This is a genomic window from Xenophilus azovorans DSM 13620 (assembly GCF_000745855.1).
Taxonomy (GTDB): Bacteria; Pseudomonadota; Gammaproteobacteria; order Burkholderiales; family Burkholderiaceae_C; genus Xenophilus; species Xenophilus azovorans.
On record NZ_JQKD01000087.1, the window covers coordinates 1 to 12414 of the forward strand.

The 12414-nt window shown below is 65.8% G+C and carries 12 protein-coding genes; 6 read left to right on the top strand and 6 right to left on the bottom strand.

The genetic code is table 11. The annotated features are described in order from the left end of the window. Positions 1–286 (bottom strand): IS5/IS1182 family transposase (locus Q392_RS25300; RefSeq protein ID WP_038214736.1); only part of this gene is annotated, 286 nt, incomplete at its 3' end. Between the two features lie 51 nt (positions 287–337). Here Q392_RS25300 and Q392_RS33530 point away from each other — a divergent pair. The 3 genes from Q392_RS33530 to Q392_RS25315 all read left to right on the top strand — a co-directional run bounded on the left by Q392_RS33530 (position 338) and on the right by Q392_RS25315 (position 4411). Further along, positions 338–2653: an ATP-binding protein gene (locus tag Q392_RS33530; protein WP_169748351.1), complete on the top strand. Its 2316-nt coding sequence runs from the start codon at positions 338–340 to the stop codon at positions 2651–2653. 707 nt (positions 2654–3360) lie between these two features. Continuing rightward, positions 3361–3585, top strand: coding sequence for a hypothetical protein (locus tag Q392_RS25310; protein WP_038214739.1), 225 nt, complete (start codon positions 3361–3363; stop codon positions 3583–3585). Between the two features lie 325 nt (positions 3586–3910). Then, positions 3911–4411, top strand: coding sequence for a hypothetical protein (locus tag Q392_RS25315; protein WP_038214742.1), 501 nt, complete (start codon positions 3911–3913; stop codon positions 4409–4411). Positions 4412–4515: 104 nt separating this feature from the next. Here the strand turns inward: Q392_RS25315 and Q392_RS25320 are convergent, their stop codons facing one another. Then, positions 4516–4731 (bottom strand): hypothetical protein, encoded by a 216-nt coding sequence (locus tag Q392_RS25320; protein ID WP_038214744.1) that lies wholly within the window; start codon positions 4729–4731, stop codon positions 4516–4518. A 439-nt stretch (positions 4732–5170) separates the two neighbouring features. On the opposite strand from Q392_RS25320, the gene Q392_RS33075 reads away from it, so the two are divergent. Both Q392_RS33075 and Q392_RS25330 read left to right on the top strand, forming a co-directional pair. After that, a complete protein-coding gene (locus Q392_RS33075) occupies positions 5171–5674 on the top strand; it encodes a hypothetical protein (protein WP_157008265.1) in 504 nt (167 codons plus the stop codon). Positions 5675–5687: 13 nt separating this feature from the next. Then, positions 5688–5987 (top strand): DUF5983 family protein, encoded by a 300-nt coding sequence (locus tag Q392_RS25330; RefSeq protein WP_038214751.1) that lies wholly within the window; start codon positions 5688–5690, stop codon positions 5985–5987. A 69-nt stretch (positions 5988–6056) separates the two neighbouring features. Here the strand turns inward: Q392_RS25330 and Q392_RS25335 are convergent, their stop codons facing one another. Beyond that, the gene (locus tag Q392_RS25335) at positions 6057–8504 is read right to left on the bottom strand and encodes a DNA repair protein (protein ID WP_038214763.1); all 2448 of its coding nucleotides are present in this window, start codon (positions 8502–8504) and stop codon (positions 6057–6059) included. A gap of 119 nt (positions 8505–8623) precedes the next feature. Here Q392_RS25335 and Q392_RS31500 point away from each other — a divergent pair, with 119 nt between their 5' ends. Continuing rightward, positions 8624–9541 carry an HNH endonuclease gene (locus Q392_RS31500; protein ID WP_051953953.1) on the top strand — a complete coding sequence of 306 codons (918 nt, stop codon included), beginning with the start codon at positions 8624–8626 and terminating at the stop codon, positions 9539–9541. Between the two features lie 70 nt (positions 9542–9611). Here Q392_RS31500 and Q392_RS25345 read toward each other — a convergent pair whose 3' ends face one another. From Q392_RS25345 to Q392_RS25355, 3 genes are all read right to left on the bottom strand, one after another. Continuing rightward, on the bottom strand, positions 9612–10928 hold the full coding sequence (locus Q392_RS25345; protein WP_051953954.1) for a metallophosphoesterase family protein: 1317 nt from the start codon (positions 10926–10928) through the stop codon (positions 9612–9614). A 13-nt stretch (positions 10929–10941) separates the two neighbouring features. Beyond that, entirely contained in the window at positions 10942–12048 is a 1107-nt protein-coding gene (locus Q392_RS25350) for a recombination directionality factor (RefSeq protein WP_245610816.1), read from the bottom strand. Positions 12049–12126: 78 nt separating this feature from the next. Next, a partial coding sequence (locus Q392_RS25355) for an integrase core domain-containing protein (protein ID WP_157008267.1) occupies positions 12127–12414 on the bottom strand: 288 nt, incomplete at its 5' end.

The window sequence follows — 12414 nt, forward strand, 5'->3', positions numbered from 1 at the left end:
CGTTCAGGCTCAAATGCGCGAAGCTGCGAAGCGAGGCGATCTCATACAGCGCTTCCTCCATCGCCGGGTCGCTCAGGGCAAACCAGTTCTGCATCAGGTGCACCCGCAGCATCGACTCCAGCGCGTACGGCCTGCGGCCGCGGCCGGCCACTGGGTAGTGCGGCTCGATGATCTTGAGCAGCACCTTCCACGGCACCACCTGCTCCATCTCCTCCAGGAACACCTCGCGCCGGGTCTTCTTCCGCTTGCCGGCGTACTCCGCGTCCGCAAAACTGATCTGGCTCATTCGCGCAGGCTCCTTTGCGCTATTCAACGCGCCGCGGCATGATCGGTGGACTTGTTCAGACCTTCCCTAGCGGCAGCGGCCGGTAATGCACCTCACGCCGATCACACCTTTGTCGTCGAGCACCTGCCTTCGCTGTTTGAACAGCTGATTGTTCAACTTCAGCAGTTCCCGGCGCCACCGCTCCCGTATCGTCCACAAGCGGACGAACCGGGTATCGAGACTGGCGCGCGGGTGAGAATCATCGCGGGCTTCTCCGGCGCGGGCAAGACAACGTGGGCCGCTCAAGCCGCCTGCGTCAGCAGCCACATCTGCGCCTACTACGACTGTGCAGAGACACCGAGCGAAGCCCTCGCCGCCGCACTGGTTCGCGAGTTGGCGGCCAAGCTGTCCGGCGCGAGCGATTCGGTGCGCCGGGAGATCCTGCTCCCAGGAGCCAGCGGCCTGGAATCGCTGACAGCGCTTGACACCTACCTGCGTCGCCAGGGCATGGCGCCGATCGTGGTCCTGGACAACGCCCACCGCATCGACGCGCAGAACCTGCGTCGTATGGTGGAAGTCACATCGGCCCTGCGCTTTGTCTTGCTGTGCCAGCCAGCGGGGTCGCTGCGAGAGGTCGAAGCGACGCTGGGCGTAACCCGAGAGAGCCTCATGGGTTGGGGCCTGGACGAGTTGGCCAGTGCATGCACCGCCGCAGGCGCTTTCGGCAGCGCGTCAACTCTCGGACGCCTGCAGACGCTCACCCGCGGCATGCCACTCTTCGTGGAAAGCGCGGCGCGCATCGCGGCGCGCGACTACGGTGGCGACCTGCAACAGCTCTGCATCGCACTCGAGCAGCAAACCAACACAGCGGAAACTGCTCAGGAGGTGATTCTCGAAAAGGTCTTCGACTCGCTTCCGTCACAGTCCAAAGATGCTGTCGCGGTCTTGAGCCTGTCTGACGTGGTCCTCGATCCCCAGGAGGTGACGGAACTGCTACGTGACGCCATCACACTCAGTGGTCCAGCCGCCGCCTCGATCCTCCGGACACTGCGCCAGGCCGGCGTTGCTGAGATTTATGGCAACAGCCGAGTCAAGATCCACGATGCGATCCGCATCCTCGGTGGCCGGCACCTCCTGACGATGGATGCGACGGTGGCGGCCCGCGCGAGTTCCGCCCTGAAGTCTGTGCTGCTGAAGTCGTTGATGGAGACTCGGGACACGTCCAGATTCTCCCTCTACACCCGGATGCTGGTGGAGACCCGAGAGATCAAGGTCCTGGTCGAGTTGATCGGCGAGGAGATGTTTCACGAACTCGGCATCGCCCCGCATATCTGGAACGGACTGGAGCAGGTAGTCCAGGACCCGACCATCGACCCAGGCGACCGCTTCTGGGCGCTTGACGGGCTGGTGTTCGCGGACATGAAGCACGGTCGTACTGATCGACTGCAAAGCCGCTTCGATCAAATGGAGCAGCTCTTGGGCAACCACGAGCTGGGTGACGATGAACGCCTGTCCTTCATCATGAAGCGGATGAACTTTCAGGCGGATCAGGGTGACCAGCTAGCGGTCGACAGAAGCATCGAGGCCATGCGATCCATGCTGCCGGACAAGCCAAAGCATCACCGCGTCTTCCGCTACAACGCCGCCTGCGCACTGTTCCGGCTTAAGAAACTCGAGGCTGCAGAGCGCGAAGCGCGCCGGGCAGTCGCTGAGAACTACGAGGTGCTCGGGATCACGCCGGAGCAAGTGATCGGACTGAAACAACACGAGTTGTCCGCACTGGTTGCTCGGCCAGAAATTGACCACCACGACATCAAGCACACTGCCGATGCCCTGGAGCTTCTTGCGATGGTGACTAAGGCACTTGACAGGACGGAGATGTTTGCGCGAATCCACGCCATGAAGTTCTATGGTCTCGTCGGCGCCGTCGACTCGCTGGTCCGTGTCGGGCAGGACGCTGCCGATGATTTCGTCTACGTCCACGAGTTCGAAGGTGCCCGTGAAGTTCTTGAGCAGCACGTGCTGCCAACGGTCCTGAGGGTCAACATGCTTGATCGGATTGTCGGCGTACGCAGCCAGTATGCGGTCGTGCTCGCATACTGTGGAGATGTCGACGCCGCGGAGCGAGAGATGGCCCGCCTGGAGCCCTACGCGCCCGGATTCAGCGCTCAACAGGCGAAGGAAATAGCGAATCAGAAGGCGCTCATCGCCCAGCAGCGCGTCAAGCCGCTGGTGTCGCGGCAGCAAGCCCTGGCGCTGCGGAGATATCTGGCTGCACAAGCCGCTTCACAGCAAAGGCCATCGACGCCAGCATCCAGCACGAAAGTCGGCCGCAACGATCCCTGTCCCTGCGGCTCAGGTCGCAAGTACAAGCATTGCCACGGCTAAGCCACCTCGGTCAGACAGCGCTCTGTCCGTTCGCTCGGCAAGTGTGAGGCTCCTGTCCTTGGGCTCCAGCGTGAACAGGGAAGTTGAACAACGCGGGCAGCAGCGGTGGGTTTTCAGTGGCAACTCGAGTTCGGCCACGCCAACGGCTGCGGGACGCGCATACTGGAGACGCTTCCCGTGGGCATCGCGTCCACAAAGCCTTCATCGGCAGCTCCGGCTTCCCTGAAGTCCAGCTTCGCTGGCGTCGCAGTCGATACCTGCCCTCGAGTTGCCCGGCTTCGCCCGGGCTGGCTGCTCCGGCAGCCATGAGTTCCTGCCGGCCTTCGGGCTGACGCATGCACATGGACGGTGGCCTAACGGCTGCCATCCATCGAGCGAAGGCCCGCACCGCAAGGCGTTGGGCCTTCATCCCATGCTGGCCTTCCCAGGCCGGTACTGAGCCGCCTCGCTCACGCGAGGCACACCCGAACGGGGACCCCAGTCCCCGCCAGGGTTGGGCGTTCCCCTTTTTCATCAAAGGAGAACCCCATGTTCGCTGTCGTTGCAGCCAGAGAATCGCGCCGCATCCCGGTGCTGTTGGGCGGATCCGGCCTCGCCGACCGCCCACCTGTTCCGCATCGGAAGATCCCGGTGCTGTTGCGTCCCCTGCCCTGCTCCGGCAAGTGCATGGGTCGCCCGTGCGCGGATTGCCAGGCCGCAGGTTGACCATGACGGTCGACCTGTACAGGCGCCGCATTGCCGCCACCGTGGTGCAACTGGCCCGGGACGATCCGTTCCTGGTCAAGGAAGTCATCGCCCGCCTGCGCGCCGCAGGCGAGATCGAGAACGACGATCTGGTCTACCTCGACCGGATCGCCGACCGCTGGATCGCGGTCGCCGAAGCCAACGCCCAGCGAGGCATCTCAACGCACGCGCTTCAATTGCGCCGGTAGCGAGACGCCCTTCGCAGCGGCCAGCGCGGACGCGATCTTGTTCAGCAGAGCGGGACGCTCTTCGGCCAGCGTGTCAGCCCATCGGGCCAGCGCCTGGTCGAGACCGTCCTGCGTTCGCGCCCCACCGACATCGACTCCGAGTCTTCGGAGCTCTTCGATCTCGGTGGGCGTGAACCGGAGAGAGTGGCCTGCACGAAGCATTGTGTGGGCGTTCCAAGGCGTGTGGGAAGCCAGCTTAGCAAAGCGACACACCGCCACAACCCCTGGGAGACTGACGCCTCCCGAACGGGGCCGGCGTGCTTCCCGCAAGCAGAGGAGAAACGACATGACCGCGTATGCAACCCGGGCCAAGCCGAAGCGCAGTGCTCTCGTCATCGAGGAGGAACTCGCATGGGTCTCCTTCTACCGCCGTGCGCGCAAGTACCCGGCCGTCGCGGCCGAGGTGTTGGCGCAACTCGACGCCGACCCCGAGATGAAGCGCGAACACCTGGCGCTGTACCTGTGCTGCCGCGAATCGCTGCGACTGCAGCAGGCTCGCGAACTGCGCCACCAGCGCATCGGCCGGTTCGTGCGGTGGTTGTGCGGCAAGCTGTTCGTCGGCGCGCCGAAGGCAACCGGACGTGCGCTCGAAGAAGTGCGCGATCTCGCCATCGCGTGCCTGCCGGACAGCGGTGCGGAGCCGGCAGCCGCGCAGGTCCAAAGGCTGACGAAGGATCCCAAAGTTCGCGCGTCGCGGGCGGCCTACAAGGCAAGCCCGGCGACCGGGACGCCTGCAGCGCAGGAGGGCTCCGACGCCACGCCTCGATCGGCTCAAGCCAGCGGCTGAGCCTTTTTGCACCGCGTCTCCCTTGGCTCCGCGGCCAGGGGAGCGCCTCGGTGCACCGCATTGGGCCTCGGCAGCCCGCGGCCCTCTCTGCGCCTTCCGCCGAATCAGGCGGCCGACAAGCAGCGCGCTACCTCCTGATCGATCATCCAGTGCAGGAATTGCGTGTCCTGTGACACACCCCAGTAGTGGACCTTGCACTTCGCCACATACGCGTCGAGATCGGCGAGCGTGCGAATACCCACCGGCTCGATGTCGGTCAGCCAGTGAAAGTATGCAATCTCCTTGCGCGTCAGCCGAATCTGGCAGCCCAGTCGGATCATGGTGTGTGCCCTCGCAGGACGCCATGCTGACGCAAGCCGCCGCGCTTGTGTGCGAAGTCAAGGGATCGACAACAAAAATTTCTGCAGCGTCACTGGGTTGACACTGCAAAGTCATTCGACCGCCAGTCGGATCGCCAGGCGCCCGAGCATGCCCTGAGACCGGCACGGGCGCCGTCTGTCCATCAGCCATCGTCAATCGGTCGCCGAGGCACGCAGTTGCCTTGCCTTGGCTGGAAACCCACTTGCCCAAGCCTCCAGAGTCTTAGAAACTCGGGCGTCCTGCTCTTTTCTTGGAGAGGTCTTCTGGCTAGGCGGCCAGCGCCGCAGACGTTACCTGCCTTGAACACCGTGCCGACGCCCGTTGTGCACCCACATTCCATCGGGGACGAAGTCCCTGTGGGGGCTGGCGTTCTCTCCACTTTTCCGAGAGGAGACCGCCATGAAGGTTCGCGCCAGACGCCGCCAGCCGCTGGTCGACGCGCCGCCCGCCCCAAATCACCAGAAGTTCCAGGTCGCGACAGAAATGTGCAACACGAGGCTCGACGCTCCGTCGGCTCCCGTCATCCTGCCCCGGTACCTCTCCGCCCCATCGAAAGACTGCCATGCCATCGACCACTGCGCGGGGGAGATCGAAGGCACTGTCCATCTGGCTGGCGAATGGATCTCCCGGGCCACAGCATGCGCAGGGCCTGCCTTCCATCGCGGCAAGCCACCTCGACAGATGTCGCTCGCCAAGCCCGAGGACGTTCTGACGCAGCTGCACATCAGCGCCCTCGACCGGATCAAGTCGACTGGAGTCTGGTCGCCTTCGATCGGCGAGCGCGGGTTGATCCGAGCCGCCGCCGGCACGCCCACTCGCGGCGGCAGCGACATTTCAAGCCAGGGAGATCGCCCCGAGCCCGGCCGGCTGCAAATGCTGCCCCCGGGACGGGGCATTCATTGAGGAGTATCCGGCCATGGATTCTGACTGTATCGATCGCCTGCGGGAGCAGATCGAGCCGTTGGTCGCGCTCTCGCTGTCCCACCTGACACCGGCCACGCGTCAGCTGCTGCGTGCAGATGACCTGTCCGTGAACGCCTACCCCACGGAATTCGGTGGATTCGTCTTCGTGGGTGCGCCCCGATACCGCCACCCGTCGGAGACCGACCTTGCCTCGATCTTTGAGGCTGCCGAGCAGGCTGGCGTGGTGTGGCTGAAGTTCGACTGCGAAGCTCCGGTCATCACCGGCTTGCCCGTGTTTGCAGCTGCAGCCTGATCGCGAGGGCCCACAAGCGGCTCCGATGCACCTGCTGTGCAGCTTGGCCGCCACTCTCAATGCCGCGTATCAGGTCTGCATCATCGCGTCCAGGTCAATGACCGCATCGGCCATTCCCGTGAGCTCCGGCGTCTGTGAGACAAAGAACTCTCGTGTGTATCCGCCCAACCGCAGCACCTCCCGCTTCACGGCGCAGAACATGCGCTTGCGCGCCGGATCCAAAGGGCCGTCGGCCTCATCCGAGAACAGGGTCCGATAGCGGCGCTCGCTGGTCTGCGCTAGGTAGAGCGCGACCGCGCGAACCAGACATTCATTGATCCAGACCCGCTCGCCACCACTCATCAGTCGCACGCTTTTGCTCTCGCCGGAGTCTGCATCGTGCACCACGATGTCGAAGTCCTCGCGCTTCTCGCCCTTGGCAGTTTCCGCCTGTGTCAGGATCGAGACCGTGAACCGCGGGCCGTAGCACGCCAGGAGTAGTTCGTTCGTGAGTCCGGATAGCGCCGGACCCGAATCGTCGATCGCCAATGCGATCAGTCCGTCGTTGCTCATGCAGCGGGCAAGCAGGTTCCAATCGCCCACGGCGTCCTCGATGCGGCGCATTCGCTCCCGCGCCGCAGCATGCCGGGTGGACAAGGCCGCTTGTTGTCGAACCAGCTCGGTGAGGAACTGAACTTTCCTGAAGGCCTCGAGATGGTCCCGCCGGGCGGTCTCGTGTGCTGCGTCTGCACGGTCACGTGCGGCCTCCGCTGCAGAAAGGCTGCGACTGTCGAATGCAGGCGGTAGCGCTTGCAGAGCGGCATCGAGCCGGGCCAAGGCCTGCCGAATGCGGTCAGCCTCCTGGCCCCGCCGCGCCTCGATGGTGCTCAATGCAGCAGCGATGGCCTCTTTCTCCTCGCGGTCTGCCCGCGCCTCGACCGACGCATGGTCGCGGTCCACCATCCCCATTCCTGCCAGTTCGGCCTGTACCTCCGACAGCCGCTGGCGCGTCGCCTGCATCTGGTCGGCTTTGGCCGCCACCAGCGCATAGCGGGATGCGCGGCTTCTCGCGCGTGCCAACCGCCGCTCGGCGGCAGCAAGTCGCGATGCGGCCGAGGCGAGGGCAGCGGCACGCTGTTGTACGGCCTGGACCTCCTTCTCCGCCCCGCACTTCTCGGCCGCTAGACGCCGCAGCACACCCTCGGCACTGGGGATCAGCGCTTGCGCCTCCCGGGCGTCCGCGAGCAATTGGCAGCGTCCCTGCAGCGGCATGCCGCTGCAGGGAACTTCCGCCGCAAGGCCGAACCGCCGCGCGAGCGACTGCGCCTGCAAGGCCGCTTGGCCCGCCTGGCGCTCGATGTTCTGTACCCGTTGAGCCAGTAGGCGCAGCGTGGCCTGCGTCCCCTCCCACGCCGCGACACGCTCCTGGCCCTGCCGGACATCGTCTGCGCGCAGCGCAAGCACCTGCTCGACAAGCGACAAGCGTCGGACCGTCCGGCGGACCATGGGCTCACCCGCGAGCATGGCGTTGCACTGCGTCTGCACCGCGATGAGTTGGTCTCGTCGTTGTCTCGCCCGGGCGTCCCGCTGCGCCACGCGCTGTGTCAGGCGCTCTTGCCGTTGCTGCTCGGCCTGCTCACGAGCAGCCAGATCCCGCATCGCCGCACGGCAGTCGGCCTCGGCGGCCTCGCGCTCCACCCGCAGTTGTGCCCGCCGTGCGTCCGTCTCGCGGGCTCGGTCCCGCTGGGCCGCCAAGTCCGCGCAGGCCTGACGAACCTGCTCGAGCTTCGACGCCGCGTCCATCTCCGATGCGCCGGCCCGTTCGGCATGCGCCGGGGCATCGGAGACCTGGACATGTGCATGCGTCAGCCGCTCTGCTTCGGCCTCCATCGCCGTCGCTTCCTGACGCACAGCCACCAGCCCGGCCTTCAACAGCTTCGCTGTCTCTGCGGCCTTGTGGCCTAGCTCCCGGATTCGATCCTGTCCCAAGAGCTCGGCGAGCAAGGTCTTGATCTCGGCATTGCGGTAGTCGCTCAGTTGGCGCTTGCCTTGCGCACAAAAGACCGATGTGAAGAAGGTGTCGGCACTGCCGCATAGTCGCTCCACACAGCGTGTGTAGGTCTCCACCTTGCCGTCCGCGATCGTGCCGTCATCCAAGACAACGGGGTGCCAAGCGCCCGCGTCGGACAGCTCGGACAGATAGGCTTCGAGCTTGCGCCTGCCACCGAGCCGGATCACGACCTGAGAACGGTAGCAGCGGCCCTCGAGCGCCCAGACCAGATCCTTCTCGCTCTCGGGAAGGAACACGTGGTCGTAGTAGCTGAAGCCGCCGGGGCCTGCGGCCGGCGCGCGCGAAGGCATGGTGAGGTACGGATGCATGTTGTCGAGCAGCGTGCTCTTTCCGCGTCCATTGGCCCCCACGATGGCCACCAGGGCGGCGCCTTCGCATTGCGCTTCGAAGTCCAATGTCAGCGAGTCCAGGCCGAGACCGTCGCGGATACCGCGAAAGCCCTTGAGGGTGAGAGACAGGAGTTGCATGGTGGAGGGAGAGTTGTTGGGGACGGCTCCGACAGTCTCCCGCCCGAGCAGGCGTCTTCAAGGGACCTCACCATGCAGCCGGTATCCTCTGCCCATCCTCGATCGCGAAAGCACCATCTTTGAACCGAACGTTCTTTGCCTACCATCTGACTCACCACTTCGGCCCCTTCAGCCTCCATAGCTACCACACCAACAACGCGACGGTGCGCGAGGGCGACCAGGTCTATGTCGTCTCCGGCGACGAAGCGGCGGACGGGGGCAAGGACTACACACTCGAAGGACTGTTCCGCATCCGTCGTCGATTCGACGGTCCGTTCGAGTTGCTCAACCTCAAAGGCCAGCCCGCCTCGTTCCGGTTCAAACTGTCGATGGCTGCCGTGCGTGTGCCCGATGCGCCGATTGCACTGACGCGCGCGGATTGGTATGACCGACAGGAAGTCCACCGCTTCTTCTCCAGCGGCCAGAATTTCAATCCTCTGCCCACCTCACCCGACTACCGAGCGCGCTTCGATGCCCTGCTGGCGGGGTATGGTCAGTCCTCGGCTGCGGCGCTTGCCGACGACTTGGCCGATATCGCGCGCACGGCGGTGGAGGCCACCCAGCGCGAGGCACTCATTCAGGCCCGCATTGGACAGGGGCGGTTCCGCGCCGAGGTTGTCGAGCTGTGGGGAAAGGGCGAGGTCTGCGCGCTGACGGGCATTGCGCTGCCGGAGCTGCTGATCGCCTCGCACATCAAGCCCTGGCGCGAGTCGTCGGACCTGGAGCGTTTGGATCCCGCCAATGGGCTGCTGCTGGCGACGCATGCGGACAAGCTGTTCGACCGCCACCTGCTGAGCTTCGACTTGCAGCACGGCGACCTGCGCACCGTCATTGCGCCGATTGCCCTTTCGGATGCGGCCCGCCTGGGATTGAGGCCCGGCATGCCACTGCGCGCGGCCCAGCTCCCACCAAGCGCAGCGCGCCGGTTGGAAGCCTACATGCGCGACCATCACGATCGCTTTCAGCAACGCAAGGCACACCTGGCGGCCAGCGCTTGACGCCGCCGCTGCTGTGACCCTGACCATCCGGCCGGGCATCGTCTTTCTGAAGGACTTCCCGCCGGGCTTGTCAGCCCAGCGCCGACGCGTCTGCCCATTCGGGCGCGTGCTCGGTCTTCGAGGATGGGGGCGTCGACGCCACGCGCTGGCCTTCGTCCGCGCCGTCCGGATCGCGCAGCAGCCGCGCAGCGATGGCCTCCGGCGAACTCTCCTGCAGAGACGCCAGGCAAGCCAGGAGAGGCTCCGCCCTGACCTGCGACACGCGCGCCCACTCGCGCACTTGATCGTCCAGGCGCGTGAGTTGGGAGATCCCGGCCGCCCGCATCCGAACGACGGGGACAATGCGCCCTTCCAACTTCGTCTCGGCCGCACCCGCCAACGCGCGCTGGATGGCTTCACGGTCGACGGCGACGCCGTCCTCTTCCGCCACGGTCCATCTCACGCGCACGCTGGCGCCCGCCACATCCTGCTGCGCCATCGTCTCGCGCAGGACGGCCAAGTCGGGCCGCCCTTCGAAGACGATATCGATGGTGCGGCGAGCCGGCGTGGCCTCAAGCGAGCAGCGCGCGGCATGCGCGTCGACGTCCCACAGCAGAAATCCCTTGGAGCCTTCCTCGCCGTAGTGGAAGCGTCCGATGGAGCCGGCATATGCGATGACCTGCCGACCCGCGGCCCCATCCATCAGCCAGAACTGGTGACGGTGGATGTGGCCAAGCAGGAAGGCCTGCGCCTCCGCGGCGAACAGGATGCCGGTGCCGAACTCATGGTCGAAGGCGGCCATCGGCACCCCGTGCTCGCTCAGGCAGCCGAAGACCGTGCCATGCGACACCCCAATCGTGGGCAGGCCCCGCCCGCGCGCCACGCGGTGCGTCGGCGCGAATCCCGTCAGAAGCCGCCCGAGCTCCTCACCGATGGCCTGGCCCGCATCGGCCGCCCCGACGGTGATGGCCACCGTGGCCTTGTTGACCGTCGGCACGCAGGAGAACAAAGCCACAGCGTCCGCGGGCAGCGTCTCGAAGCGCCAACCCGAGGACACGGCCCAGCCCCGCTGTGCCGTCAGCGCGACCTGCTGGATCCGGTCGGCCACATGGATAGGCCAGCGTCCACCAACCGAGCGGAACACGTCCAAGGTGCCCGGCGGCTCGTGCGAATAAGTGCCCTGCAGCATTAGCACCGGGCAGTGGTCGGCCAGGCGCCGGATCTGGGCCACGAGCCTTGCCGTGGCGGGAGCATGCAGGTCCAGGGCGTGGTCGGTCGCGTCGCCGGAGATCACGGCGGCCTGCATACCGAGCGCCGCCGCCCGGTCGATGGCCGCGGCGAAGCATCGGTCGGCCTCCGCGAGCGTCTTGGCGCCGTAGTGCAGATCGGAGAAGTGCGCGATTCGCATGGGTGCTCCTACATCACGCGCCGAGCGCCAGCTCGGTCTCGATCTTGTCACGATAGCCTTCGCAATCGTGGCTGTAGCGGTCGAGCTCGTCCCAGGCGCGGCCGCGGCCATGGGGGTTGACCCGCCACCCCGAGCCCCAGCGCTTGTCCGCATAGCGGGTGTAGCGCTCCGGCGCGATGCCCATGGCCTGGGCTCTGTTCAGCAGCTGTTCCAACGTGGGGCGTCCGGGGCGCAAGGGGGTCTCGGCCGCCGCACCACCTTCGCCGCGGGCCGAGGCATGCGTGTCCGCCGGCTCATGCGCCGCCCTTGCCTCGAGGACCTGCGTGGCGAGCTGCGCCTGCTGGATCGCAGTCTCCTCGTCCTCGTGTTCACGCAGCAGCGCCGTCACGTCCACCGGAGCCTCCAGTTCGATGATCCATTGCGGCACTCGCAACGCGCGGCCCTGCTCGTCGATGTGCGGGACATCCTTGAGAACCTTGCTCAAGAAGAAGGTCGTACGATCCCGTCCGAGGAATCCGGAGATCCGCCCGCCGCGCATCATGGCGATCGCCTGGAAGCGTTGGATGGCCGCGCTCATGGCATAGAAGCTCGTGGTGGGCAGCTCGAGCGCGCTGATCGTGCGGATCCCAGGGATGAAGAAGAGGAAGCGGCCGGTCAGGTTGCATTGCCGAGACTGGTACTCCGCACAGCTCTCCGGCTCACAGATGCCACCGTTCTCCTCGCGCGGGACAGCCTTGCGACCGCCAAAGATGCGGATCGTTCGGCGGCCCGTGTCATCGACCGGCACGGGTGCATGGCGCATGCAGCGGCGCACTTGACCGTCGGCCGAGTATTGCGACCAGAAGCGCTTCTCGTTGGCGCCCCAGGCGGCCAGTTCGTGCGGCATCACGGTCTGCCAGTGGTCGGACGGAAACACCACGGGAAATCGATACAGCCGATGGCCCTGCCCGCGATCCTCACCGTAGGTTTGGACGATCTCGCGTGCGACCTCCGGGTTGGGAAAGTCCGCGGCGCGCACCGTGAACCACGGAACGTTGCGGGGGACCAGCGGCGAACCGAGTTGCGGGATGGCCTTCTGCAGCGCACGTCCGATCTCCTCGAACGATCGCCCCTCGGCCACCCCCTGGGCGTAGATGGCCTTGGCCTCAGGTTGCTCGGCAGCCTTGCGTGACCCTGCCTCGTTTCCACGTACATCAAGTCATGCAGCCAACTGGGCGTTCTCCCAGGTCACAGGGGCGAGGAATCCGTTGGCCGAGTGCAGGCGCTGACGGTTGTACCAGCCCTCGATCCAGTCGACGATGTCCAGCCTGGCCTGCGCACGCGTGTCGTAGCGTACCTGGTAGATGCGCTCGACCTTCAGCGTCTTGAAGAAGCTCTCCATCGGCGCGTTGTCCCAGGCGTTGGCCTTCCTGCTCATGGACATCGTGATGCCCAGATCGGCCGCCAGCGCCCGGTAGCGCCCGCTCGCATATTGCGCCCCGCGGTC

Excerpts from the sequence above, each read along its gene's own strand:
- Q392_RS33075 (WP_157008265.1), top strand. The coding sequence starts at position 5,171 with ATGAAGGTTCGCGCCAGACGCCGCCAGCCGCTGGTCGACGCGCCGCCC.
- Q392_RS25345 (WP_051953954.1), bottom strand. The coding sequence starts at position 10,928 with ATGCGAATCGCGCACTTCTCCGATCTGCACTACGGCGCCAAGACGCTC.
- Q392_RS25310 (WP_038214739.1), top strand. The coding sequence starts at position 3,361 with ATGACGGTCGACCTGTACAGGCGCCGCATTGCCGCCACCGTGGTGCAA.
- Q392_RS25320 (WP_038214744.1), bottom strand. The coding sequence starts at position 4,731 with ATGATCCGACTGGGCTGCCAGATTCGGCTGACGCGCAAGGAGATTGCA.
- Q392_RS25330 (WP_038214751.1), top strand. The coding sequence starts at position 5,688 with ATGGATTCTGACTGTATCGATCGCCTGCGGGAGCAGATCGAGCCGTTG.
- Q392_RS25335 (WP_038214763.1), bottom strand. The coding sequence starts at position 8,504 with ATGCAACTCCTGTCTCTCACCCTCAAGGGCTTTCGCGGTATCCGCGAC.
- Q392_RS25315 (WP_038214742.1), top strand. The coding sequence starts at position 3,911 with ATGACCGCGTATGCAACCCGGGCCAAGCCGAAGCGCAGTGCTCTCGTC.